At 73.8% G+C, this 24,775-nt stretch carries 23 protein-coding genes; 9 read left to right on the forward strand and 14 right to left on the reverse strand.

The features are described from left to right. Positions 1–24 precede the first annotated feature (24 nt). The gene (gene paaZ, locus ACWIX3_RS10495) at positions 25–2,097 is read left to right on the forward strand and encodes a phenylacetic acid degradation bifunctional protein PaaZ (RefSeq protein ID WP_448612015.1); all 2,073 of its coding nucleotides are present in this window, start codon (positions 25–27) and stop codon (positions 2,095–2,097) included. An 81-nt stretch (positions 2,098–2,178) separates the two neighbouring features. Here the strand turns inward: paaZ and ACWIX3_RS10500 are convergent, their stop codons facing one another. From ACWIX3_RS10500 to ACWIX3_RS10510, 3 genes are all read right to left on the reverse strand, one after another. Continuing rightward, on the reverse strand, positions 2,179–3,507 hold the full coding sequence (locus ACWIX3_RS10500; protein ID WP_448612016.1) for a cytochrome P450: 1,329 nt from the start codon (positions 3,505–3,507) through the stop codon (positions 2,179–2,181). 16 nt (positions 3,508–3,523) lie between these two features. Continuing rightward, complete coding sequence (locus tag ACWIX3_RS10505; protein ID WP_448612017.1) at positions 3,524–4,378, reverse strand: 3-hydroxyacyl-CoA dehydrogenase family protein; 855 nt, start codon at positions 4,376–4,378, stop codon at positions 3,524–3,526. A 471-nt stretch (positions 4,379–4,849) separates the two neighbouring features. Further along, complete coding sequence (locus ACWIX3_RS10510; protein WP_448612018.1) at positions 4,850–5,383, reverse strand: Lrp/AsnC family transcriptional regulator; 534 nt, start codon at positions 5,381–5,383, stop codon at positions 4,850–4,852. A 170-nt stretch (positions 5,384–5,553) separates the two neighbouring features. On the opposite strand from ACWIX3_RS10510, the gene hppD reads away from it, so the two are divergent. After that, positions 5,554–6,759 (forward strand): 4-hydroxyphenylpyruvate dioxygenase, encoded by a 1,206-nt coding sequence (gene hppD, locus ACWIX3_RS10515; protein WP_448612019.1) that lies wholly within the window; start codon positions 5,554–5,556, stop codon positions 6,757–6,759. Between the two features lie 115 nt (positions 6,760–6,874). Here hppD and ACWIX3_RS10520 read toward each other — a convergent pair whose 3' ends face one another. The 6 genes from ACWIX3_RS10520 to ACWIX3_RS10545 form a co-directional block, all read right to left on the reverse strand. Continuing rightward, positions 6,875–7,579: an IclR family transcriptional regulator gene (locus tag ACWIX3_RS10520; protein ID WP_448612020.1), complete on the reverse strand. Its 705-nt coding sequence runs from the start codon at positions 7,577–7,579 to the stop codon at positions 6,875–6,877. A 99-nt stretch (positions 7,580–7,678) separates the two neighbouring features. Then, a complete protein-coding gene (gene fahA, locus ACWIX3_RS10525) occupies positions 7,679–8,875 on the reverse strand; it encodes a fumarylacetoacetase (RefSeq protein ID WP_448612021.1) in 1,197 nt (398 codons plus the stop codon). After that, positions 8,872–9,717, reverse strand: a complete 846-nt coding sequence (locus ACWIX3_RS10530) for a hypothetical protein (RefSeq protein WP_448612022.1) — start codon at positions 9,715–9,717, stop codon at positions 8,872–8,874. Before ACWIX3_RS10530 ends, fahA begins: the two co-directional genes overlap by 4 nt. Continuing rightward, positions 9,714–10,919, reverse strand: coding sequence for a cupin domain-containing protein (locus tag ACWIX3_RS10535; protein ID WP_448612023.1), 1,206 nt, complete (start codon positions 10,917–10,919; stop codon positions 9,714–9,716). The genes ACWIX3_RS10530 and ACWIX3_RS10535 overlap by 4 nt, the downstream gene beginning before the upstream one ends. 16 nt (positions 10,920–10,935) lie before the next feature. Continuing rightward, positions 10,936–12,681 (reverse strand): FAD-dependent monooxygenase, encoded by a 1,746-nt coding sequence (locus ACWIX3_RS10540; protein WP_448612024.1) that lies wholly within the window; start codon positions 12,679–12,681, stop codon positions 10,936–10,938. A 29-nt stretch (positions 12,682–12,710) separates the two neighbouring features. After that, positions 12,711–13,673, reverse strand: coding sequence for an MBL fold metallo-hydrolase (locus ACWIX3_RS10545; protein WP_448612025.1), 963 nt, complete (start codon positions 13,671–13,673; stop codon positions 12,711–12,713). 540 nt (positions 13,674–14,213) lie between these two features. Here ACWIX3_RS10545 and ACWIX3_RS10550 point away from each other — a divergent pair. Continuing rightward, on the forward strand, positions 14,214–16,454 hold the full coding sequence (locus ACWIX3_RS10550; protein ID WP_448612026.1) for a malate synthase G: 2,241 nt from the start codon (positions 14,214–14,216) through the stop codon (positions 16,452–16,454). Between the two features lie 508 nt (positions 16,455–16,962). Here ACWIX3_RS10550 and ACWIX3_RS10555 read toward each other — a convergent pair. Genes ACWIX3_RS10555 through ACWIX3_RS10565 form a run of 3 tightly spaced genes read right to left on the reverse strand, consistent with a single transcriptional unit; the run spans position 16,963 to position 19,210 of the window. Continuing rightward, a complete protein-coding gene (locus ACWIX3_RS10555) occupies positions 16,963–17,796 on the reverse strand; it encodes an alpha/beta fold hydrolase (protein WP_448612027.1) in 834 nt (277 codons plus the stop codon). A gap of 51 nt (positions 17,797–17,847) precedes the next feature. Next, a complete protein-coding gene (locus ACWIX3_RS10560) occupies positions 17,848–18,474 on the reverse strand; it encodes a TetR/AcrR family transcriptional regulator (protein WP_448612028.1) in 627 nt (208 codons plus the stop codon). Next, positions 18,449–19,210: a hypothetical protein gene (locus tag ACWIX3_RS10565; RefSeq protein ID WP_448612029.1), complete on the reverse strand. Its 762-nt coding sequence runs from the start codon at positions 19,208–19,210 to the stop codon at positions 18,449–18,451. Before ACWIX3_RS10565 ends, ACWIX3_RS10560 begins: the two co-directional genes overlap by 26 nt. A 162-nt stretch (positions 19,211–19,372) precedes the next feature. Here ACWIX3_RS10565 and idi point away from each other — a divergent pair, with 162 nt between their 5' ends. Next, entirely contained in the window at positions 19,373–19,924 is a 552-nt protein-coding gene (gene idi / locus ACWIX3_RS10570) for an isopentenyl-diphosphate Delta-isomerase (protein WP_448612030.1), read from the forward strand. An 8-nt stretch (positions 19,925–19,932) separates the two neighbouring features. On the opposite strand, the gene ACWIX3_RS10575 is transcribed toward idi, so the two are convergent. Beyond that, positions 19,933–20,547, reverse strand: a complete 615-nt coding sequence (locus tag ACWIX3_RS10575; protein WP_448612031.1) for a maleylpyruvate isomerase family mycothiol-dependent enzyme — start codon at positions 20,545–20,547, stop codon at positions 19,933–19,935. 168 nt (positions 20,548–20,715) lie between these two features. On the opposite strand from ACWIX3_RS10575, the gene ACWIX3_RS10580 reads away from it, so the two are divergent. The 4 genes from ACWIX3_RS10580 (at position 20,716) to ACWIX3_RS10595 (ending at position 23,200) form a co-directional block, all read left to right on the forward strand. Continuing rightward, on the forward strand, positions 20,716–21,531 hold the full coding sequence (locus ACWIX3_RS10580; RefSeq protein WP_448612032.1) for a polysaccharide deacetylase family protein: 816 nt from the start codon (positions 20,716–20,718) through the stop codon (positions 21,529–21,531). Positions 21,532–21,605: 74 nt separating this feature from the next. Then, positions 21,606–22,385: an SDR family NAD(P)-dependent oxidoreductase gene (locus tag ACWIX3_RS10585; protein WP_448612033.1), complete on the forward strand. Its 780-nt coding sequence runs from the start codon at positions 21,606–21,608 to the stop codon at positions 22,383–22,385. Positions 22,386–22,410: 25 nt separating this feature from the next. After that, positions 22,411–22,695 (forward strand): hypothetical protein, encoded by a 285-nt coding sequence (locus ACWIX3_RS10590; RefSeq protein ID WP_448612034.1) that lies wholly within the window; start codon positions 22,411–22,413, stop codon positions 22,693–22,695. Positions 22,696–22,792: 97 nt separating this feature from the next. Then, complete coding sequence (locus tag ACWIX3_RS10595) at positions 22,793–23,200, forward strand: four-helix bundle copper-binding protein (RefSeq protein WP_448612035.1); 408 nt, start codon at positions 22,793–22,795, stop codon at positions 23,198–23,200. Positions 23,201–23,539: 339 nt separating this feature from the next. Here ACWIX3_RS10595 and ACWIX3_RS10600 read toward each other — a convergent pair whose 3' ends face one another. Beyond that, a complete protein-coding gene (locus ACWIX3_RS10600) occupies positions 23,540–24,211 on the reverse strand; it encodes a hypothetical protein (RefSeq protein ID WP_448612036.1) in 672 nt (223 codons plus the stop codon). Between the two features lie 140 nt (positions 24,212–24,351). Between ACWIX3_RS10600 and ACWIX3_RS10605 the strand changes: the two genes are divergently transcribed. Continuing rightward, complete coding sequence (locus ACWIX3_RS10605) at positions 24,352–24,768, forward strand: MarR family winged helix-turn-helix transcriptional regulator (RefSeq protein ID WP_448612037.1); 417 nt, start codon at positions 24,352–24,354, stop codon at positions 24,766–24,768. The last annotated feature ends 7 nt before the right edge of the window (positions 24,769–24,775 follow it).

Here is a 24,775-nt window from a genome sequence, read left to right on the forward strand (position 1 = left end):
GAGGGGCACCAGAGGAGTCCCCCGATGACGACCGCACCTCTTCTCGAGAGCCACGTCGCCGGGCGCTGGTACGCCGCACCCGACGACGGCACCCCCATCGCCGACGCCGTGACCGGGGAGGCCGTCGCCCGCATCAGCAGCACCGGCCTCGACGTGCCCGCCATGCTGCAGCACGCCCGCACCGTCGGTGGCCCGGCGCTGCGCGAGCTGACCTTCCACCAGCGGGCTGGCCTGCTCAAGCAGCTGGGCCTGAAGCTGATGGCCGACAAGGACGCCTTCTACGCGCTGTCCCGCCGCACCGGCGCCACCGATCGCGACAGCGCGGTCGACATCGACGGCGGCTTCGGGACCGTGCTCTCCTACGCCAGCAAGGGCCGCCGCGAGCTGCCCGACGACACCGTCGTCCTCGACGGCGGCGTCGAGCCGCTCGGCAAGGGCGGCACCTTCGTCGGCCAGCACCTCTACACGCCCCTGCGCGGCGTCGCCGTGCAGATCAACGCCTTCAACTTCCCCGTCTGGGGGTTCCTGGAGAAGCTCGCGCCGGCCTTCCTCGCCGGCGTGCCGACGATCGTCAAGCCGGCCAGCCAGACCGCCTACCTCACCGAGGCGGTCGTCCGGAGGATCGTCGAGTCCGGCCTGCTGCCGGAGGGATCGCTCCAGCTGCTGGCCGGCAGCCCGACCGGTCTCCTCGACGGGCTGGCCGGCCAGGACCTCGTCTTCTTCACCGGTTCGGCGGTCACCGCCCGAAAGCTGCGCAGCCACCCGGCGGTGGTGGCCAACTCCGTGCGCTTCAACGCCGAGGCCGACTCGCTGAACTGCTCCGTGCTCGGCCCGGACGCCACCCCGGACACCCCCGAGTTCGACCTGTTCGTCGAGCAGCTGGTCACCGAGATGACGGTGAAGGCCGGGCAGAAGTGCACGGCGATCCGCCGCGCCCTCGTGCCGCGCGACCTGATCGACGACGTCATCGAGGCGACCCGGGACCGGCTGGCGGAGGTCGTCGTCGGGGCACCGGATGCCGAGGGCGTCCGGATGGGCGCGCTGGCCAGCCTCGACCAGCGCGAGGAGGTGCTGCGCTCGCTGAAGGCGCTGCGCGGCGTCGCCGAGCTGGTGGTCGGCGACCCCGAGCACTTCGAGGTGGTGGGCGCCGACCGTGACCGTGGCGCGTTCCTCCCTCCCATGCTGCTGCGCTGCGACGACCTGACGGCCGCCGAGCCGCACGACGTCGAGGCGTTCGGGCCGGTCAGCACGGTCCTGCCCTACGACGGCGTCGCCCAGGCCGTGGAGCTCGCCGCCCGCGGTCAGGGCAGCCTGGTCGGCTCCGTGGTGACCCACGATCGGCAGTTCGCCCGGGAGTTCGTCCTCGGCGCCGCCCACGCGCACGGCCGGATCCTGGTGCTCGACCGCGACGACGCCGAGGAGAACACCGGGCACGGTTCGCCGCTGCCGGTGCTGGTGCACGGCGGCCCGGGCCGCGCGGGCGGTGGCGAGGAGCTCGGCGGCATCCGCGGTGTGCTGCACCACATGCAGCGCACCGCCGTGCAGGCCTCGCCCGACCAGCTCACCGCGATCGGCGGACGCTGGGTCGCCGGGGCCGAGCGCAACGACGACGGCGTCCACCCGTTCCGCAAGTCGCTGGCCGAGCTGCGCATCGGCGACTCCATCACCGCCGGCCCGCGGACGGTGACGCTCGAGGACATCGAGCACTTCGCCGAGTTCACCGGCGACACCTTCTACGCCCACATGGACGAGGAGGCCGCCGCGGCCAACCCGCTCTTCGGCGGCCGGGTGGCGCACGGCTACCTGCTCGTCTCGTTCGCCGCCGGCCTGTTCGTCGACCCGGCCCCGGGGCCGGTGCTGGCCAACTACGGCGTGGACGACCTGCGCTTCCTCACCCCCGTCAAGCCGGGCGAAGAGCTGACCGTCACGCTCACCGCCAAGCAGATCAGCCCGCGCGGAGGCGCCGACCACGGCGAGGTCCGCTGGGACGCCGTCCTGGTCAACGCCGAGGGCAAGCCGGTGGCCACCTACGACGTCCTGACGATGGTGGCCAAGACCTGGCCGCCGGCGGCCCAGGGCGCGGCCACCACGAGCTGATCGGACGTCGCGGCCCGGGGGATCGCCGAACCGGCGATCTCCCGGGCCGCGACGTCGTCCGGGGAGGGGCGATGGGACGCGTCAGCCGGCGGCGACCCAGCGCACCGGCAGCCGCTTGACCCCGCGCTGGAAGGTCGACCGCAGCAGCGCCGGCGGCCCGTCGAGCTCGAGGCTCTCGGTTCGACGCAGCAGTTCGCCGAAGAGCGCACGCATCTGCGCCCGGGCCAGCTGCCCGCCGAGGCAGAAGTGCGGCCCGTGCCCGAAGGACAGGTGCGGGTTGGGGGATCGGTGGACGTCGAAGCGGTCGGGATCGGGGAACACGGACTGATCGCGGTTGGCGGACGTGAAGGACACGACGACCTTGTCACCGGCCCCGATCCGGACGCCGGCGAGCTCGACGTCGCGGGTCGCGGTGCGTCGGAAGACCATGACCGGCGTCCACCAGCGCAGCATCTCCTCGACCGCGCCCGGCAGCAGGGACGGGTCGCTGCGCAGCACGGCCAGCTGCTCGGGGTGCTGCAGCAGGGCGATGAGGCCGCCGGGCAGGCCGTTGCGCAGGGTCTCGTTCCCGGCGACGGCGAACAGCCAGAACAGGTTCTCGAACTCGGCGTCGCTCACCTGCCCGCCGTCCTCGTCGACCTGGGCGAGCAGGACGGACATGACGTCGTTCCCGGGCGCCCGCCGCTTCTCCTCGGCCAGCAGCCGGGCGTAGGCGTAGAGGTCGGGCATGCCGGCCCGGGTCCGCGGATCGGGCATGCGCCCGTCGGCGTCGGGGACCGGCCGCAGCGCCAGCGCCTCCTGTGCCATCGCCGTTCCACCGGTGCCGTCGAAGGCGGCCGACGTGGCGTAGTCGGGGTCCTGCCAGCCGATCACCCGGTTCGACCAGTCGAACATCAGCCAGCGGTCCTCGGCGGGCACGCCGAGCACGTCGGCGAGGGTGAGCAGCGGCAGGTCGGCAGCGACGTCCTTCGCGAAGTCGGACCGGCCCTCGCGCGCGCCGGCGGTCATCCGGTCGACCAGCCGTGCCGCCGTCGCCTGGATCGCCTCCGTCAGCGCTGCGACGGCCCGGGGCGTGAAGGAGCGGGACAGCAGGCGCCGCAGCCGGCTGTGGTCCGGCGGGTCCATGTTGAGCATCATCCGGCGCACCCAGTCGAGGTCGGCGGCGTCGCGGACCTGGGTCGCGCCGAGCCACGAGGAGAACGTCGCCGCGTCGCGCAGCACCCGCTCGACGTCGGTGTGCCGCAGGACGAGCCAGAACCCCGGCCCGGCCGGCTGACCGTGCAGGGCGGGCTCGTCGACCCACGCGACCGGCCGGTCCGCCCGCAGCCGGCGCAGCAGGTCGAACGGCGGGCCGGCCTCGTAGGTGACCGGGTCGACGAGGCATGCGGTGTCCGCTGGTCCGGCCGTCATCGCGCCTGCCTCCGGCTCAGTCGTAGGTGTGGAACCCGCGCCCGGTCTTGCGGCCGAGCTCACCGGCGGCGACCTTGTCGCGGAGCAGCTGCGGCGGGGCGAACCGCTCACCGAGGGTCCGGTGCAGGTACTCGGCGATCGCCAGCCGCACGTCCAGGCCGACCAGGTCGGTGGACCGCAGCGGGCCCATCGGGTGGCGGTAGCCCAGCTCCATGGCGGTGTCGATGGCCTCGGCGTCCGCGACGCCCTCCTCGAGCATCCGGATGGCCTCCAGGCCCAGCAGCACGCCCAGCCGCGAGGAGGCGAAACCGGGCGAGTCCCGCACGACGATGCCGGTCTTGCCGAGGGCGCCCACCCAGCCGCGGGCGGCGTCGACCAGCACCGGGTCGGTCTCCGGCGCGACGACGAGTTCGACCAGCTTCGACGCCGGCACCGGGTTGAAGAAGTGCATCCCGAGGAAGCGCGAGGGGCGCTCCAGTGCCGCGGCGAGCTCCGTCACCGACAGCGAGCTGGTGTTGGTGGCCAGGACGGCGGCGGGACCAGCGGCGGCCGCCGCCGCGCCCAGCACCTCGGCCTTCAGGTCGGCCCGCTCGGGGACGGCTTCGATCACCAGGTCGGTGTCCCGACCGAGGTCGGCGGGGGTCGCGAGGAGCGTCAGCCGGCCGAGGACCTCGTCGGGGTCCCCGGCCAGCCTTCCCCGCCTGGCCGCCTCCTCCAGCCCCTCCGCGACCCGCCCGCGGGCGGCCTCGGCGGCCTCGTCGCCGGCCTCCACGACGGCGACGTGCGCGCCCGCGGCGAGGAAGACCTGCGCGATGCCGGCGCCCATGCGGCCGCCACCGATGACGCCCACCCGGGTGGGGACCCCGCTCACACCTTCGGTGGACCCCCGGGGCATCGGCACTCCTCGGACGTGTCGGGGCGCCTCGGCAGGAGGCGTCGACACAACTTCCCGACCGAGCGTTCAGTAATTGCGTGGCCAGTTTGGCGGACGGTCGGCGGCCGGTGCAAGCCTCGCCCGCGTCTGCAGGCGGGGAACTGCAGGCGCCGCCAGGACGCATCCTGCCGGTTGCCGACCGGGCCGTTCGGGACCCGCGGGTGGGAACCCCGGCGCGACGGGTCCGGAAGGTGGCGCGAGCTCCGGGCGCCGACCTCCGTCCCGCCGCAGGCCGCGCCCTGGTGACCGGACGGCGTCCGGGGTGGCGGTCGTCGAGGCCTGCGAGCACATGTCGTCGAGGCCTACGAGGACATGCAGGGCGGCGAGGACGTCCGCGGAGTCGTCCTCGACCGAGGACCACGCAGGGCGGGCCCCGACCGCACGCGACGGTCGGGGCCCGCCGTCGTCTCAGGAGCTCGTGGGCTCGGTCCCGCCCGGCCGCCGCATGCCGGAGCGGCCGGCGCCCGGTGCGGCTCCGGACTCGAGGAGGGATCGCGTCCGCCATGGGACGAGCTGGGAGAGCGCCACGACGCTCGTCGAGCGCATCACCGCCGAGGAGCGGTTGAGGTCGACGAGGACCTGCTGCAGGGCCTCGTGCGAGCGGGCGGCCACCCGGCACAGCACGTCACCGCTCCCGGTGGTGGCGTGGGCCTCCAGGACGCCCGGGATGGACTCCAGGTCGTGCCGCATCTCGTCGATCGCGCCCTGGGCGATCTCCAGGGTCACGAAGGCCTGGACCCCGAAGCCGGCCGCGCGGACGTCGACGTCCGGCCCGTACCCGGTGACGACGCCGGCGGCCTCCATGCGCTGCAGGCGCGCGGTCACGGTGCCCCGGGCCACCCCGGTGATCCGGGACAGCTCGAGGTCGCCCGCGCGGGGGTGGTCCTCCAGTGCGGCCAGCAGGGCCACGTCGAGGGCGTCGAGGCCCCGGTCGTCGGTCATCCCGCGCGCCCTCCTGCTCCGGCATCGGCTGTGCAGTCCGGTGAGTTTAAGTGCCCGGCTGCTGTGCTCGATGAGCAGCCAGCCCAGGTGTCACCGAACTCATTGCGCAGCGCCCTCACCGGGTGTGTGGTGCAGACGACACCGACCGGCGTCCGGAGGAGGAGCCCGGCATGAGCCTCGAGCAGACCCTCAACGACGACGAGCGCCTCGCGCGGCTCGACCTCGACCAGCTCCGGCAGTTGGTCGGACTCGTCGAGTACGACGCCTCGGGCGACCCGTTCCCCGTCTCCGGCTGGGACGCGCTGGTGTGGGTGGTCGGCAACGCCACGCAGGCGGCGCACTTCTACCAGTCGGCCCTCGGCATGGAGCTGGTCGCCTACTCCGGTCCGGAGACCGGGAACCGCGACCACCTCGCCTACGTGCTGCGGTCGGGCGCGGCCCGCTTCGTCGTCACCGGTGCCTACGACCCGGCCAGCCCGCTGGCCGACCACCACCGCCGGCACGGCGACGGCATCCGCGACATCGCGCTCTCGGTACCGGACGTCGACCGCTGCATCGCGCACGCGTCGGCGCAGGGCGCGACGGTCCTCGAGGAACCGCACGACCTCGGCGACGAGCACGGCACCGTGCGCGTCGCCGCGATCGCCACCTACGGCGACACCCGGCACACCTTGGTCGACCGCTCCCGGTACACCGGCCCGTACCTGCCCGGCTACGTGGCCCGGAGCTCGCCCCACGAGCCGCGACCCGGCCGGCCGAAGCGGTTGTTCCAGGCGATCGACCACGTCGTGGGCAACGTCGAACTCGGCGCCATGGACCGCTGGGTCGACTTCTACAACCGGGTCATGGGCTTCACCAACATGGCCGAGTTCGTCGGCGAGGACATCGCCACCGACTACTCGGCGCTGATGAGCAAGGTCGTCAGCAACGGCAACCACCGGGTCAAGTTCCCGTTGAACGAGCCCGCGACGGGGAAGAAGAAGTCGCAGATCGAGGAGTACCTCGAGTTCTACGGCGGCCCCGGCGCCCAGCACGTGGCGCTGGCGACCAACGACATCCTCGCCGCCGTCGACGCGATGACCGCCGAGGGCGTCGAGTTCCTCCCCACCCCGGGCTCCTACTACGAGGACCCCGAGCTGCGGGCCCGCATCGGCACCGTGCGGGTGCCGGTCGAGGAACTGCAGCGGCGCGGCATCCTCGTCGACCGGGACGAGGACGGCTACCTGCTGCAGATCTTCACCCGGCCGATCGGGGACCGGCCCACGGTCTTCTTCGAGCTGATCGAGCGGCACGGCTCACTCGGCTTCGGCAAGGGCAACTTCAAGGCGCTGTTCGAGGCGATCGAGCGGGAGCAGGCCAGGCGCGGCAACTTCTGACCGTGAGGGCGGTCCCCTGCAGCGTCCCCGGCCTCGTCCCGGATCGGCCCCGAGCCCGCGAGGGGAGTGGGGACGACGGGGTCCTTCTCCCAGTGGCGGGGCAGGTGTTCCTTCTTCAGCGCAGCCCGGCGCCGACCTTCTCCGCGGCGGCGGTCACGGCCTGCCCCACCCGCTGGGCGTCCGCGCTCTCGTCGACGAAGACCACGGCGAGTGCGGCGCGGGCGCCTCCGTCCGGTCCCAGCACCGGTGCGGCGATCGACCGCATCCCGGCGATTACCTCGCCGTGCGAGCTGGCCCAACCGACCCGGCGCGCCTCGCGCAGCGCCTCCCGGTCGTCCGGTGACGGGGCCTCGGGCATCAGCAGGGCCAGGCCGGGCGCCCCGCGGCCGACGGGGTGCCGCGTGCCCGGGCGGTAGACGACGTGCGCGGCCGTGTCCTGCGGCTCGACGCTGGTCACGGTCACGGCCTCGTGGCCCGCACGCACGACCAGGAACGCGGTCATCCCCAGCTCCGCGACCAGGGCGTTGAGCCACGGGAGGGCGGCGGTCTGCAGGTCGGCACGCACGCCGCGCGCCAGTCCGGCGATCCCGAGGCCGAGCCAGTAGTGCCCCGCGGGGTCCCGTTCGACGAGCTGGTGGTCCTCCAGGGTGCGCAGCAAGCGGTAGGTGATCGACCGGTGCAGCCCCAGGGCCTGGCCGATCTCCGCGATCGGCTGCGGTCGGCCCACGGCGGCCAGGTGCTCGAGGACCCGCAGGCCCCGGTCCAGCGTCTGCGACTGCGGCGTGCCCCCGCCTTGGCCCCCGTCGTTGCCCTCGGTCATCGCCGGCCCTCCCGTGGCCTCGTGCCCGCCAGCCTACGGTCGCCACCCCCGGTGCCCGGGCAGGCGTGGGGAGCAGGACGGGGCGTGCAGGCGGCACGCTCACCGGGTCGGCTCGATCCGGCCGGTGACCTCGCCGAAGGCGATGCGCGTCCCGTCCGGACCGGGTGCGGTGGCGCTGATCGTCACGACGTCGCCGTCCTCGAGGAACGTGCGCGTCGACCCGTCCGACAGCGTCAGGGGTTCCGTGCCGCCCCAGGACAGCTCGATGAACGAGCCGCGCTGGTCGCGCTGCGGGCCGGAGACGGTGCCCGACGCGTACAGGTCGCCGGTGCGCAGGCTGGCGCCGTTGACGGTCATGTGGGCCAGCTGCTGGGCCGGGGTCCAGTACAACGAGTCGAACGGCGGGCAACTGATCAGCTCGCCGTTGAGCCGCACCTCCAGCGTGAGGTCCAGGCCCCAGGGGTGACCGGTGTCGTCGAGGTAGGGCAGCAGCGGGACGTCGCGGGCCGGGGCGGCGACGCGAGCGGCCTCCAGTGCGGCCAGCGGCACCACCCACGGGGACACCGAGGTGAGGAAGGACTTGCCGAGGAAGGGGCCCAGTGGCACGTACTCCCAGGACTGGATGTCCCGGGCGGACCAGTCGTTGACCAGGCAGACGCCGAAGACGTGCTCGGGGAAGGCGGCCAGGGGCACCGGGCGGCCGAGCTCGGACGGCGTGCCGACGACGAAGCCGACCTCGGCCTCGATGTCCAGCCGCTGCGACGGCCCGAACGTCGGCGCGTCGTCCGCCGGCGCCTTGCGCTGCCCGTTGGGCCGCACGACCGGGGTGCCGGAGACGGCCACGGTGCCGGCGCGACCGTGGTAACCGATGGGGAGGTGCTTCCAGTTGGGGGTCAGCGGCGGGGAGTCCGGTCTGAACATCCGCCCGAGGTTCTCGGCGTGGTGCTGCGAGCTGTAGAAGTCGACGTAGTCGGCGACCTCGACCGGCAGGTGCAGCATCACCGTGTCACGCGGCAGCAGGTGCGGCTCCACGGCGCCGCGGTGCGCCTCGTCGGTGAGCCAGGCGGTGAGCTGCGCGCGCAGCTGCGCCCACGCCTGCGGCCGGCGGGCCAGGAAGGCGTTGAGCGAGCCGGTCGCGTGCGCCGCGTCCCCGGTGGCCGCCGCCAGGTCCAGGACGGAGTCGCCGATGGCAACGCCGGTGCGGGGCGCGGTGCCCGGGGTGGAGAAGACGCCGTAGGGCAGGTTGTCGAGCCCGAAGCCGGTGCCGGGGGGCAGGTCCAACCAGGTGCGGCTCATGCGGGTGTCCGTTCCACGGAGGGCAGCAGGCCCAGGGCGAGGAGGTCGTCGACCGGCTCGAGCACGCTGCAGGTGCCGAAGGAGGTGAAGACGGCCCGGACGCGGGTGGCGCGGTCGGCCGGCCACGTCCGCAGTGCGGTGACCAACGCAGCGGGATCGGTCTCGGTCAGCCAGGCGGTCGGCGTCGCCTTCTGCGTCATGAGCGCGTCGACCGCCAGCAGGACGTTGAGGAAGCCGTGGTGCGCGAACCCGGTGGCCGGGTCGGTGTGCCGGACGGCGGAGTGCAGGCCGGCGGTGCACTTGAGTGCCACCCCACGCGTGACACAGGCGGCCAGCGTCGCGGCGAACTCCTCCGGGGAGGGGAACAGCGCGGCGCGCAGGCCGCCGGTGCGCAGCTTGGCGCGGTGGCGGGTCCCGGCGAGGACGTCGAGCACCTCGTCCCGGGCGGGGTTGCGGGGCAGCTCGACGGCCGCCGGCACATCGGCGGGCAGGACGTCGTCGAGAACCCGGACCGCCTCGCGGGCCGCCGCCGCGTCGGTGGCGACCGGGACCTCGACGGCGGCCAGGGTCAGCCCCGGCTGACGGGTGACCCGGGCGGCGGCGGCCGGCAGGTCACCGGCCGCCGCGATCGGCGACACGTGGATCGGTCCGCCGTCGCCCGGCTCGGCGATCAGCTCGCCGAGCCGGGCGGCCGGCACGACGAACGGCCCGACCAGGTCCCCCAGCCGCTCCCGCAGCTCCCGGTGCGCCGGGACGGCGGCGGCCATCGGCGCGTCTCCCGGCGGGAACAGCGCCGCGTCGTCGAAGAGGCCGGTGAACAGGTCGCTGGACAGCGCCGTCACGCCGACGGTCCCCGCCCGGACCAGGTCCAGGCGTACTTCCCGTCGTCGACGGCGGTGCCGGCCTCGCCGAGGTCCAGCGGCCGGAAGGTGTCGACCATGACGGCGAGCTCGTCGAAGTACTCCACGCCCAGGGAGCGCTCCACCGCACCCGGCTGCGGGCCGTGACTGTGCCCGCCGGGGTGCACGGAGATCGAGCCCTTGCCGATGCCCGAGCCCTTGCGGGCCTCGTAGTCGCCGTCGACGTAGAACATGATCTCGTCGCTGTCGACGTTGGAGTGGTAGTAGGGCACCGGCACCGCGAGCGGGTGGTAGTCGACCTTCCGGGGCACGAAGTTGCAGATGACGAAGTTGTGGCCTTCGAAGACCTGATGGACGGGCGGCGGCTGGTGCACCCGGCCGGTGATCGGCTCGTAGTCGGCGATGTTGAAGGCGTATGGGTAGAGGTGCCCGTCCCAGCCGACGACGTCGAACGGGTGCTCGGGCAGCACGTGGACCGTGCCGGCCAGCCCGCCGGGGCCGTTGCCGCGGTGCTTGACGTACACCTCGACGTCGGAGCCCTCGGCCAGCAGCGGCTCGGCCGGCCCGCGCAGGTCGCGCTCGCAGTACGGCGCGTGCTCGAGGAACTGCCCGTACTTCGAGAGGTAGCGCTTGGGCGGGGCGATGTGGCTGTTGGCCTCGACGACGTAGGTGCGCAGCGGCTCGCTGCCGGTCGGGATCCAGCGGTGGGTGGTGGCCCGCGGGATGATCACGTAGTCGCCCTGCCCGACCTCGAGCGCGCCGAAGACGGTCTCCACCGTGGCCGCGCCCCGCTCCACGTAGACGCACTCGTCGCCGGTCGCGTTGCGGTAGTAGGGGCTCGGCAGGGAGGAGACGGCGTAGGAGATCCGCACGTCGCCGTTGCCGAGCACCAGCCGCCGGCCGGTCACCGCGTCGACCGCCTTGTGCTCCTCGCCCGGGAACAGGTCGTGCAGCTTCAGGTGCCGGGGCACCAGCGGCGCGTTGGGGGTCAGGCTCTGGTCGGGCAGCTCCCACGGGCGGGCGTCGACGATCGCCGACGGGACGCCGGAGTGGTACAGCAGAGCGGAGTCCGACGAAAAGCCCTCCTCGCCGACCAGCTCCTCGTAGTACAGGCCGCCGTCGGGACGACGGAACTGGGTGTGCCGCTTCGGTGGGACCTCGCCCACCTGCCGGTAGAACGCCATCAGGGATTCCTCTCCTTCAGATCGTGGACACCGGGACCGCAGGGGTCCGCCGCCGGCCCTCCTGCAGGGGCCCGCCACGAGCTTGCGAGTGGTGGGGGGCAGGAGGGTCCTTCTCCGGTGGGGGGCAAGGGGGTCCTTCGAGGGCGAGCAGCCGGGCCACCGCGGGGGCGACCTCGGCGGGATCGGTGAGCACGGCGGCGACGTGCGCGTCGGGACGCAGCACCCAGACCTCGTCGGAACCGGCGCCCAGGGCCTCGCTGAGCAGGCCGCTGGGGTCCAGGTCGCCCATCCGGTGCACGTTCACCGGCAGAGGAGGACCTCCCTGCCCCCCGCCACTCGCGAGCTCGTGGCGGGCCCCTGCACGGAGGCCGGCGGGCAGGGTCGGCAGGGCGGCGTCGTCGCCGAGCAGGACGGTGACGCCCTCGCGGGCGAGCTGGCGCAGCCGGACGACCTCGGGCCGGCCGGGCACGGTGACCGGGCAGTCGGGCACGAGCACGCCGGGGGCGGGCACGGGGACGTCACCGCGCGCCGGGCGGCCCGGGAACGGGCGTGCCGGGTCGGGGGTGGTCAGCGGTGAGTCGACGTACCAGAACGGTTCGGCGAGCCGGCCGGAGTCGACCTCCGCCCGGGCGCGCGGGTCGGTGGCGGCCCGCTCCAGGACGTCGAGACGGCGGCGGGCCTCCTCCTCGCTGCCCGGCACCAGGAAGCGCATGGTCGCGCCGGTGACCTCGATGTTCTCCAGCGCTGCGGCGTGCCGCTCGTCGTGGTAGCTGTCCAGCAGCGACTCCGGGGCCCACCCGCGGAGGACGAAGGCGACCTTCCAGGCGGCGTTCTCGGCGTCGAGCACTCCGGAGTTCAGGCCGCGGGCGCCGAACGGGGAGACGAGGTGCGCCGCGTCGCCCGCGACCAGCACCCGGCCGACCCGCATCCGGTCCACCACCCGGGAGTGGAAGCGGTAGACCGACTTCCACACGACCTCGTAGGGGCGGTTGCCGATGACCTGGCGGATCCGCCGGTCCAGGCCACCGGAGGCCTCCTCGGCGGCCAGGTCGAAATCGGGCGGCACCTGCCAGTCGATGCGGAAGGTGGAGTCCGGGCAGGGGTGGATGAGCACCTGTCGGCCCGGGTTCCACTCCGGGTCGAAGTAGAAGCGACGCTCGGTCTCCCAGCCGGGCAGGTCGGTCCGGATGTCGCAGATGAGGAAGTGGTCGTCGAAGGTCTCGCCCTCGAAGGTCAGCCCGAGGGCCGATCGCACGGCGTCGCTGCGGGGGCCCGCACAGGCGACGGCGTACGACCCGCGGACCGTCTCGCCGTTCGTGCAGGTGACCGTCACTCCCGTGTCGTCCTGCGCGATGCCGGTGACGAGATGACCCCAGCGGACGTCGATCAGGGGCTCGGCGGCGATGCGCTCGTCGAGCAGCCGCTCGGTCTCGCACTGCGAGATGTTGACGAACGGCGGGAACGGGGACCTCCCGCGGTCGGCGAACTGGAAGCTGAACAGCTCGGCGTCGCGGTGGAAGGTGCGGGCGGTGGTCCAGGTGACGCCGCGGCGGGCGATCTCGGCGCCGACGCCGACGGCGTCCCAGACGTCGAGGACGTCGCGCTGCTGGCAGATCGCCTTGCTGCCGATCGCGTCGCGCTCGGGCCGGCCGTCGAGGACGACGACGCGCAGGCCCCAGCGGGCCAGGAGCAGCGCGGTGGTCTGGCCGACCGGGCCGGCACCCAGGATGAGGACCGGCAGCTCGGGGCGGGGAGTGGCCATCGGGGGACTCCTCGTGGTCGGGCGGCCGGTCAGCCCTGCAGCTGGTCCCACACGGCGCGGTCGCGCTCGGCGGTCCAGATGACGGGGCGCTCGGTGCCGGAGAACTCGTCCCACAGCCGGGAGACGTCGAAGGGCAGGCAGTGCTCGAAGATCGGCCAGCGCCCGTACTTCGGGGCGAGCGCGGCGTGGGTGGCCTCGAAGGCCTGCTTGAGGGTGCCGCCGGCGCGGTGCACCTCGCCGACGGTGCGCTGCATGGTGAGCAGGAAGTCGCGGGTCTGCTCGATGGCGGCGTCGACCTCGTCGCGGCCGCGCGCGATCTTCCCGCGGCCGCCGATGAGCTGCTGTGCGCCGAGGGCCTTGACCCGGTCGAGGGTGCCGGCGGCCCAGTCGAAGTGGAACGCGTCGCCGGTGTAGAGCGCGGCCTGGGACTCGACGAGGTCGCCGGCGAAGAGGATCTCCTGCTCGGGCAGCCAGGCGACGATGTCGCCCTCGGTGTGCCCGCGGCCGAGGAACTCCAGGACCAGCTCGCCGCGGTCGCCGCCGAGCTCGACGGTCAGCTTGTCGCGGAAGGTCATGGTCGGCCACGTCAGGCCGGGGATGGACTCCGGCTCCTCGAACAGCCGGGGCATCCGGCCGTACTCGCTCTCCCAGTCCTGCTGGCCGCGCTCCTCGATGAGGTGCTTGGTCTGCTCGCTGCTGACGATCACCTCGGCGTCGAAGGCGCTCGCGCCCAGCACGCGGACGGCGTGGTAGTGGGACAGCACCAGGTAGCGGACCGGCTTGTCGGTGTGCTCGCGCAGCTTGGCCAGCCAGCGGCGGGCGGCCACGGGGGTGGCGAGGGCCTCGAAGCAGACGAGGAAGTCCTCGCCCTCGACAGCGCCCAGGTTGGGGTCGCCCTCCGCGGTCAGGGCGTAGACGCCGTCGGCGAGCACCTCGAGGGTCTGCTCCTTGACGCCCAGGTCGGCGGAGGAGGCGAAGGGCTTGGCTGCCATGGACGGGTCTCCAGAGGCTCGGTGCCCAATAAACGGACAAGCTATTCATTTACCGGTTACACGGTAGGGCGCTGCAGAGGGCGATACAAGGGGGTGGCGGGGAGGTCGGGACCGGCTCGGGCAACAGACGCGGCGCATGGGGAGACGACACACCCTGCACCGGCGCGCGCCGCGCTGGCCGGCGCGGGCCACTGCCGGGTGGAGACCGTCATGGTCGACCACGTGCGGCGCGACCAGACCGGGGTGCCCGCGGGTGGGATGTGCGAAGGCGGCACCCGACGATGCCGCGCCGGCCGGACTGCGGTAGACCCATGGGCGACGCGAGGCCCCACTCGCGGCGCATTGGTCGGAGTGGTGCGGGTGCAGGGGAGGCGCGGCGGTGACGGCGTGCGCCGGAGGTCGCCGCGGCTCGACGCTCGGACCACCGAACCGGGAGTTGCCAGCAGCAGCCGCCGGTATTCGGATGGGGACACCGTCCGCGCCACTCAGACGCAGGACAGTCGGGAACGGGACAGCAGTCCCGGGGAGAGGGAGACGGGCATGGAGAACGTGAACGACGGGACCGGGACCGGTGGGCTGCAGGTGGACCCCGCACTGCGCGACTTCGTGGCCGACGAGCTCGTCGCCGGTCTGGACCTCGAACCAGCACGCTTCTGGGCGATCGTCGCCGAGCTCAACGATCGCTTCGCCGGCCGGGTCGAGGCACTGCTGCGCCGCCGCGACGAGCTGCAGGAGCAGATCGACGGGTGGCACCGCGAGCACGGGGTGGGCGACGTCGAGGAGCTGGAGGCGTTCCTCACCGAGATCGGCTACCTGGTGCCCGTCGAGGAGCCGAGCGTCCGGGTGGACCGCGTGGACCGGGAGATCGCCGAGGTGCCCGGTCCGCAGCTGGTCGTGCCGGCCACCGTCCCGCGGTACGCGCTGAACGCGGCCAACGCCCGCTGGGGCTCGCTCTACGACGCGCTCTACGGCACCGACGCGCTGCCACTGGACCACGAGCTGGAGCGCGGCTACGACGAGCGCCGCGGCGCGCAGGTCATCGCCGAGGCCGACCGCCTGCTGGACCTCTACTTCCCGCTCGCGGACGGCAGCCACGCCGACGCGACCGCCTACCGGGTGCCGTCCGCCGGCGAGCTGGCCGTCGAGACGGCGTCCGGGACGACCGGTCTGGCCGACCCGGCGCAGTTCGCCGGCCACCGGCCCGGCGACGGCGACCGGCCGGGCGCGGTGCTGCTGCGCCGGAACGGGCTGCACCTGGAGCTGACGATCGACCCGTCGACCCGGGTGGGTGGCCAGCACCACGCGGGGGTGTCCGACGCGGTGCTGGAGTCCGCGGTGACCACCATCGTCGACCTGGAGGACTCGGTCGCCACGGTGGACGGCCCGGACAAGGTGGGCGCCTACCGGACCTGGCTCGGGCTGCGGACCGGTGAGCTGACCGCCTCGTTCGGCAAGGGCGGGCGCACCGTGACGCGCGAGGTGAACGGCGACCGCAGCTACGTCGGCACCGACGGGAACGAGCTCACCCTGCCCGGCCGCTCCCTGCTGCTGGTCCGCAACGTGGGGCACCACATGCGCCTGGACGCCGTCCGGACCGCCGACGGTGAGCCGATCCTCGAAGAGGTCCTCGACGCCCTCGTGTCGGCGACGGCCGCGGTGCACGAGCTGCGCGGCCGGGGTCGGTACTCCAACACCCGGACCGGCAGCGTCTACATCGTCAAGCCCAAGATGCACGGCCCCGACGAGGTGTCCCTGTCGGTGGAGCTCCTCACGGCGGTCGAGGAGGCGCTGGGCCTGGAGCCGACGACCCTCAAGATCGGCATCATGGACGAGGAGAAGCGGACCTCGACCAACCTCGAGACCTGCATCGCCCGGGCAGCCGAGCGGGTCATCTTCGTCAACACCGGCTTCCTCGACCGCACCGGCGACGAGATCCACACCGACTTCGAGGCCGGCCCGGTCGTCCGCAAGGACGACCAGCGGTCGCAGACCTGGCTGAAGACCTACGAGGACCGCAACGTCGACGTGGCCCTCCGCGCGGGCTTCGCCGGGCAAGCGCAGATCGGCAAGGGCATGTGGGCCAAGCCCGCGGCGATGCGGGAGATGCTCGACACCAAGGGCGGCCACCCGAGGGCCGGGGCGAACACCGCCTGGGTCCCCTCGCCGACCGCGGCCACGCTGCACGCGCTGCACTACCTCGAGACCGACGTGCTCGCGGTCCAGGAGGAGGTCAAGCAGCGTCCCCTCGCCGACCGGCGCGGCCTGCTCGTGCCCCCGGTCCTGCCCGAGGGGGGCGCCGGGCTGTCCGACGAGGACAAGCGGCACGAGCTGGAGACGAACGCCCAGTCCATCCTCGGTTACGTCGTGCGCTGGGTCGGGCTGGGCATCGGCTGTTCGACCGTGCCCAACCTGGAGGGCGTGGGCCTGATGGAGGACCGCGCGACGCTGCGGATCTCCAGCCAGCAGATCGCGAACTGGCTGCACCACGGGCTGGTCGACGAGACCCAGGTCAGGGAGACCTTCGCCCGGATGGCCGCCGTGGTCGACGAGCAGAACGCCGACGAGCCGGGCTACCAGCCGATGTGCGCCGACCTCGACGCCAGCCCGTCCTTCCAGGCCGCGCTGGATCTGGTCTTCTCCGGACGCCGGGAACCCAACGGCTACACCGAGCGGGCGCTGTCGACGTGGCGGCAGCGCGCCAAGGCGAGCGCCGGCAGGGATGGGGAGCAGCCGACGCGCGAGGCCGTTCTCTCCGACCAGGCACCGAGCCCGGCGCCGTGAGCGGCACGATCGGCAGGCCGCCGGGACCGAGGGGCCGGCCACGGGCCATCGACCTGCAGGGCGGGCCGTGACATCGGACTCCCGTCCGCACGCCGCCTGCGGCTGAGCCGATGACGACGGGGACGGGCCTCGCGGGCACCCAGCGGGCGGGTCGCTCGTCGCGGAAGGCGGCGATGCCCTCCTGGCCCTCCTGGCCCTCCTGGCCCTCCTCGCCGGCGAGCGGACGCGCGGACAGGTCCGGCAGAGGCGGGAACCGCTCGGCCGGTGGCCCGGTCCGTGCTGCGCGCAGCCGCTCGGTCCTGGCCGGGGCCAGCGGCGCACCCTTGCCGAGGGCCTCGACCTGCGCGGCGACGCAGACGTCGAGGTCCTCGGCGGGGACGACGAGGTCCACGAGCCCGCCGGCCAGCGCCTGCGGGGCCTCGAACACCTCTCCGGTGAGCAGCAGCCGGTGCGCCGTTCGGCACCACGCGCGGGAGGACGACGGCGGAGATGACCGCCGGAGCGATCGTCAGCCGTGCGCGCGGACGTGCTCGGCGACCAGCTCGGCGACCCGCTCGGGCGCCAGCTCGGGGATGAAGTGGGTCAGGCCCTCGAGCACCTCGAGCCGGTAGGGGGCGTCGACGAACCGCCGGCTCTGCTCGGTGGCGGTGCGGCCGAGGGCGACGTCGCGGGTGCTCCACAGGTGCAGCGTCGGCACGCGCACCGTGCCGACGGGGTCTCGGGCGTCCAGCGGCAGCGCGCGGTACCAGGCCAGGGCCGCGCTGAGTGCGCCGGGTTCCTGCATGCGCCGCACGTAGTGCTCGGACAGCTCGGGCGACAGGCCGCTGATCAGCAGCATCCGGCGCAGCGCCGCGCCGTCCCCGGCCAGCAGCAGCCGCTCGGGCAGCAGCGGGAGCTGGAACAGCCCCATGTACCACGAGCGCAGTGCCTGGTCGCTGGTGACCATGGCGCGGGCCATCGCCGCCGGGTGCGGCACCGAGATCGCGGTCAGCGTGCGCACCCGCTCCGGGTGCCAGGCGCCCAGCGCCCACGCCACGAGGCCGCCCCAGTCGTGCCCGACGACGTGCGCGCTGCCCAGCTCGGCGGCGTCGAGCAGCGCCAGGACGTCAGCGGTCAGCTCCCGCAGCCGGTAGGCCGCGCGCCCCGACGGCCGGGCGCCGGGGGAGTAGCCGCGCTGGTCGGGGGCCAGGGTGCGCAGACCCGCGCCCTGCAGCCGGTCGGCGATGGCGGTGAAGGCGGTGGCGTCCTGCGGGAAGCCGTGCAGCAGGACGACGGGGGCGCCGTCCGCAGGGCCGCCGTCCCGGACGTCGAAGACCAGACCGTCGCGCGTGAAGCCGTCCACCCCCGGCACGGTGCCCGGCCGGGCCGGCCGGCGCCAGTCGGTCGCCCCTCCTCAGGCCGTCGGCTGGGTTCCGCCGTAGCGCAGCGCGCGGGCGATGAGCAGCTCCGCCGTCGCCAGCTCGGCCGCCCGGTCGCGGTCGGGCTCGGGGTAGCCGCGGGTGTGGAAGCCGTCGGTGAGGGTCAGCACCCACCGGGCCGCGGTGGCCGAGGGCATGCCGGGATCGGCCAGCCCGTCCTCGCGCAGCCGATCGACCAGGTCGGCGATCCCGCGCATCATCCGCCGGTCGCCGTCGGCCACCAGGTCGGCGACCTCGGGGTCGCGGTGCGCCTGCGCGAGGATCTCCACGATGAGCCCGGCGACCAGCGGGTGGGCCGCCTCCGCCGCGAGCCGCTCGACGACGCCCATGAGCGCGGCCCAGGGGTCCTCCTGGGCCCGCGCGGTCGCGAACGCGTCGTCCCACTCCGCCCGGTCGGCCTCGAAGAGGGCCAGGAAGACCGCCCGCTTGGACGGGAAGTAGTGGAACAGCGCTCCGGTGGAGATGCCCGCCGCCCGCGCGATCTCGGCCGTCGTGGTCCGCGCCAGGCCGCGCGTGGCGAACAGCTCCAGCGCCGCCCCGACGATGGCCGTCCGGCGCTCGGAGTACCGCTCGGGGTCAACCGTGCGCGCCAGGCGTCCCACCTCCTGTCCCGCCGTCGACGCGGATGGGGGACTCGCGGCGCTTCTTGCGGACCTCGTGGGCGGCCACGGCGACCGCCACCAGCACCGGCCCCCAGTACTTCGCGGTGTTGAACACGGCCTGCAGCCAGCCGGGGATCGAGAGGTCCGGGAGGTCGACGTCGGGCCAGGGGATCGCGGGCAGGTCGACGTCCGGCCAGGGGATGGACGGCAGGTCGACGCGTGGGAGCAGGCCGGTCAGCCACTCGAGCAGCGGGCGGACGAGCGCCTGGAGGAGGACGGCGAGACCGAGCACCGTGGCTGCCACCTTGCCCACGGCCAGGACGACGTGGCGGGACGCCCACAGCCGCGGGCGCCGTTCCTCCACTTCCCGCAGCCGCGCCGCGAACGTGCCCGGTGCCGGGTCGAACGCGTGGCGCTGCGCATCGGCGAGGTCGGCAACCCGCCGCGCCGGGTCCGGCGGGTCCTCGCCGGCGCTGTCGCCACCGGGGTCCCCCTCCTCGGACGGCCGTGGGACGGGGAGCAGGGCGCGTGCCACCACCCCGGGGGCCGGGGTGAGGACGAGCACGGTCGGCGCCGGCTCCGGAGCCCCGGGCAGGGGCATCAGCACCTTGAGGAGACCGGTCGCCTCTCCGGCGAGCTCACCGTCGCGCAGCAGCGTCACCGTCGTCCGCAGTCCGGTCCGGCGCGCACGGACCTCGAGGACGTCGCCGTCCCGGATGAGTCGTGGCCCCGTCACGGATCCATAATGCGACCGACTGGCCGGTTTATCCGGGCTCCGGCGCGTGGTCACGTCGCGCCGCCACCGGGCGCGCTCGGAGGCTCACTGGGAAGTGCCGCGGAATGGCTCAGCGGCGGTCGGCACGGCTCCCGGCCGCGGTGGGAGTCCGGTAGGACGACAATGGACAGGGTGACGGCCCCGGAGGAGCTCATCGTCCTGCTCGACGACGACGGGACGGCGATCGGCACCATGCCCAAGCCGCTGGTGCACCACGGGGAGACGCCGCTGCACCGGGCCTTCTCCGCGTACCTCTTCGACGAGGCCGGCCGGCTGCTGGTCACCCGTCGCGCGGAGGGCAAGCAGACCTTCCCGGGCATGTGGACCAACACCGTCTGCGGACACCCCGGCCCCGGCGAGGACGACGCCGCCGCGATCGCCCGCCGCGCCGCCTTCGAGCTGGGCCTGCAGGTCGACGAGCTGCGCCCCGCGCTGCCCGGTTACCGGTACCGCGCGGAGTTCCGCGGTGTCGTGGAGAACGAGATCTGCCCGGTCTACCTGGGCCGCTTCGCCGGCACGCCGGCGCCGGACCCGGGCGAGGTCGGCGAGTGGGAGCTGCTGGGCTGGGCGGCCTTCCGCGCGCGCCAGGAGTCCCAGGACGGCGACGCCTGGTCGCCGTGGTGCCGCGAGCAGGCCCGTCTCATCGAGGAGGCGGGCCTGGTCCCGGTCGGCTGACCCGGGTCTCAGAGCACCGAGAAGCCCGCGGGGAGTGCGGCGCGGCCGGTGACGGCGAGGAGGACCCGTCCGGCGAGGCCGTCGGAGACGGCGAGGTCGGCGGCCAGCCGCAGGGCCTGCGCCGCCGCTGCAGCCGGGAGGTCCAGCGGCGCCCCCAGCGCGGTGGCGAGGTCCGCGGTGTGGACCGCCAGCTCGAACGTCCGCGTGGGCAGGTAGTCCGCCAGCCGCATGCCGCCCGCGATCGTCGTCAGGAGCTCCGTGCCGTCCCTGGCCTCGACCAGCGGCAGCACGCGCCCGGCGATCTGCGCCACGGCGGCGGCCGGATCGCTGCCCAGGGCGGCCCCGGCGTCCCGTCCGCGCGCCGCGACAGCCGGGTCGGCGGCCGCCGCTCGCGTCGCCCGGAAGTAGTCGCCGGCCGAGGGGACCTCGACGGCCGTGGCGGGACGGGCCAGGTAGGCCTCGACCGTCAGGAGCGAGCGGCTCGTGTGGCCCACCAGGGCGCGGACGTCCCACTCGCCCAGGGCGGGCCGGGACCACCGGTCGTCGACCAGGGCGGCCGTCCCGACGAACCACCGCGCGGCGTCGGCGAACGCCTGGCGCGAGTCGTCCCACCCGACGTCCATGCGGGCGACGCTAGCCGGACGCGGGCAGGCGTGGACAGTGCCGCCGACGACGCTCACGACGAGCCGCTGGGCACGCCCGGTGACCGTCGAGGCACGGGCGGTGCCAGCCACCCGGGGGCCTCGTGTCGCTGCGCGGACGCGCCGGTGTCCCTCCCTAGCGTCCGCCGCATGGAGCGCCGTCGGTTCCTCCTCTTCCTCGCCGCGGGGGTGGCCGGCACGGCCGTCGGTCGTGGCACGGTCGGCCTCGTCGACCCGGCACGGGCGCCGGTGAGCACCGCCGCGGCCGCCGAGCCGGTGGCGCCGCCACTGCTGCCCGGCGTGCTGCCCGCGCCCGTCGGAGTCGTCGACCAGCTGCCCGGGGACGGCACGTCGCTGGCCCTGACCATCGACGACGGCACCAGTTCGGAGGTCGTCGGGTCGCTGTGCCGGTTCGCCCGGGACAGCGGCGTCCGACTGACCTTCTTCCCCAACGGCCGCTACTCCTCCTGGGAGGAGAACGGCGAGGTGCTGCAGCCGCTCATCGACTCCGGACAGGTCGCCATGGGCAACCACACCTGGTCGCACCTGGACCTGACCACGCTCTCAGACGACCAGGTGGCCGAGGAGATCGGCCGCAACCGGGACTGGATCGAGAGCACCTTCGGCATCCGCACGCCGTTCATGCGCCCGCCGTTCGGGGCGCACGACGAGCGGGTCCTGCGGATCAGCGCCGACCTCGGGCACCCGACGGTGGTCATGTGGAACAGCACGCTGGAGGACAACCGGCTGCTCACACCCGCCGAGCTGGTGGACGCCGCCGACCGGTGGTTCACCGCGCAGGCCGTCGTGGTCGGCCACGCCAACCAACCCACCATCACCCAGGTCTACGACGAGCTGGTGGAGTTGATCGCCGAGCGCGGGCTGCAGACGGTGACCCTGGCCGACGTGTGGGGGACGGGCCTGGGTGGCGTGCGGACGGCGTCCGGGAGCGCCACCACCGTGTGATCGTCCGACCTGCGGCGGGCGGCGGCATCCACCAGGCTGGTCGGCGACAGCACGACCGGCAGACGGAGGAGCGGATGGCCGACAGCAGGGCGTTGCAGGGGCGGGTGGCCCTGGTCACGGGCGGGGCGAGCGGACTGGGCCGGGCCACCTGCGTGGCACTGGCCGAGGCCGGCGCGCACGTGGCCATCGCCGACATCGACGAGGGGGGCGCCAAGGGCACGGCGGAGCTGGTGGCCGACGCCGGTGGGTCCGCGGAGGTCGTCGCGCTCGACGTGACCGACGACGCCAGCCGCCGCGCGGTCGTCGCTGCGCTCTTCGACGCCCACGGCGACGCCTTCGACATCCTGGCCAACGTCGCCGGCATCGACCGTCCCGGCTACGTCACCGACATCGACCTAGCGGACTACCAGCGGGTGCAGGCCGTCAACTGCGAGGGGCCGGTCTTCCTGACCAGCGAGTTCGTGAAGCGGGTGCAGCACCTGCCCGAGGACCGCACCGCCGACGTGGTGCACATCGTGAGCCTCTCGGCGATCACCTCCGGCAGCGGCGCGATCGCCTACAACGGCTCCAAGGCCGGCTTCCTCAACGCGACCAGGTGCATCCAGCGGGAGCTGCGCGAGAAGGCCGTCACGGGCGAGGACGGCGTGGAGCGACCCTTCCCGTGCCGCGTGCAGGCGGTCATCCCCGCGGCCATGGACACGCCGATGATGGAGCAGTGGGGCATCCCGGCCCACCTGATGATGCCGCCGTCGGCGGTCGCGGAGATGGTGCGCTACCTGGTGACGCTGCACCCGGCGGCCTTCGTGCCGGAGATGCAGATCGTGCCGCGTCTCGAACCCAACTTCCCGCGCTGACGGGCACACGCCCGAGGAGGCGACGATGACCAGCCCGGACGACCTCGACCCCGACTCGGCGATGGCCAGCGGGTCGGATGCCGGCGAGCCGGGGGAGCACCTCGGCGCCGGCGACCTGACCGAGGACGAGCGGCGGGTGCTCGAGGAGCTCGAACGCGACGCCCCGACCGGCCGTGAGGACGACGACATCGCCGACGACGCCGTCGTGCGCGCGGCCGAGGACGAGGCGCCGCTGCCCGGGGAGGGTGGGGACCAGGGAGACGGGCTCAGCGCCCGGTTCAGCTCCCCGCCCGGGGAGGGCCAGGCCTGAGGCACGGGTTCCTGGCGACCCGCCGGGAACCCGTGCGCGGGAACGGTGCGGCGTGGGTACCGCTCGGGGCCAGGACGCCCACGACGGAGGACCGACCGTGACCGTTGCCAGCCAGATGCTCGACACCTACCCGGCCGACCTCGGCGGCATCGACAGGCAGAAGCTCGTCGCCTGCATCGAGGCCTGCTACGAGTGCGCGCAGGCGTGCACCGCCTGCGCCGACGCCTGCCTCAGCGAGGAGATGGTCGACCAGCTGCGGACGTGCATCCGCACCAACCTCGACTGCGCCGACGTCTGCGGGACCACCGGCCGGGTGCTCTCCCGGCACACCGGCTACGACGCCAACCTGACCCGGGCGGTCCTCGAGGCCTGCGCCACGGCCTGCCGGGCGTGCGGTGACGAGTGCGACGGCCACGCCTCCATGCACGAGCACTGCCGCGTCTGCGCCGAGGCGTGCCGGCGCTGCGAGAACGCCTGCCGCGAGCTCCTCGGCTCCCTCGGCTGAGGGCGTCCTCGGCCCGGAGGCGCCAGGAGGCCGGACGGCACGCGTCACGGCGCCATCCGGCCTCCTGCTGGCGCCACCGTCGTGGTGCAGCTCCGTCGCACGACGGCGCAGGACTCGTGCTGTCGGGCAGCGGTTCGGCAGCGGTTCGGGCGATCGGCCGAGGTGACCGGGCCATCGAGCAGCACGCCTCCGACCACAGCGGGATCCGCTGCGGAAGGCGACGTCGGGCTCGCCTCCGGCCCGGGACCACGACGGTCGCACGGGTCGGACCCTGATGACCCTCGTGATCCTCGTCCGGATGCACCCGCACGCGAGCGCCGCCCGGACCCGTAGCGCGGGCTACGCAGGCCTGCACAGCAGGGGCAGCGCGATCATGCCGCTGTTGGCGAGGGTGCGTCGGACGTGGCGGTGGAAGCTCGGGCGGCTCAGCTGGTTGAGCATGAAGTGTGCGCTGCTGCCGGGGAGGCGGACGTAGTTGATGAGCGCGTACGGGCTGGCGCCGGTGGGCTGGAGGAGCGTGGAGTTGTCCACGCCGATCTTGGCGGTGTACCAGCCGGCGAGGGTCTCCCAGGTGGTCACCGCGGTGGTGGTGTCGGCGGCGGTGAAGTGGTTGAACAGGAAGGTCGCCGACCGCGTCCGCTCGGTGTCACCGATCCGCCGGGTGTTGCGGGCGGTGATGACGAGGTCGGGTTCCAGCTGCGACCACAGGTCCGCGCGACGCACCTGTGTCAGTACGTCGGGCGTGGTAGCCCGCACGAGCAGCGTGACGTCGAACCGTGGCACGCCGGGTACCGGTGGGACGAGCACCGTCTCGAACACCCTCGCGTCGGCGACTCCCTCGATCCGCTCGACCTCCTCGACCAGGGCGCGACACCGGTCGAGGACTCGATCGCGTCGGGCGCTGCGGCGCACCACCGGGACATGCGCGGGAGGGTCGACGGTCAGCCCGATGTAGAGGTATTCGTGCGGCAGCGGCGAGATGAACTCCGGTCGCGGGTGGGCCATGGTCACGGCTTCCTCCACCGAAGGCACTCAAGGTTGGGATACCCCAACACTTCGGAAAGGCAAATATATGGATCCACGGAGTGAGTGACAAGGACCACGGGGTTCCAGGGGTGCCTCAGCCACGGGACCTGGAGGTGTTGGGGGTCGTGCCGCTGTTGGAGGCGTACTTCCGTCGGGCCCCGAGCGAGATGCCGGACGAGCTCGCGATGCTGTTCGCCGCTCACGGGCTGACGGCCCGCCATGGGGCGGTGCTGGCCCAGCTCTCGGCAGGCCGGTCCATCAGCGTCACCGATCTCGCCCGGCGCTTGAACGTCTCGTTGTCGACGGCGAGTGAACTCGTCGGCGAACTCAGCCGGGCCGGGCTGGTCGAGCGCCAGGAGGACCCGGGCAACCGCCGTCGCACTCTGGTCGATCTCGCCGAGGCCCATCGGGACGTCGTTCGCAGCTTCGTCGCCCAGCGCGCGGTGCCTCTGCTCAAGGTGCTCGACGGGCTCGCTCCCCGTGACCGGGAGGGGTTTGCCCGGGGGCTGGCGGCCTGGGCACGCGAGGTGCGCAACTGGTGAGACGACG

The organism is Geodermatophilus sp. URMC 60, from assembly GCF_053502585.1.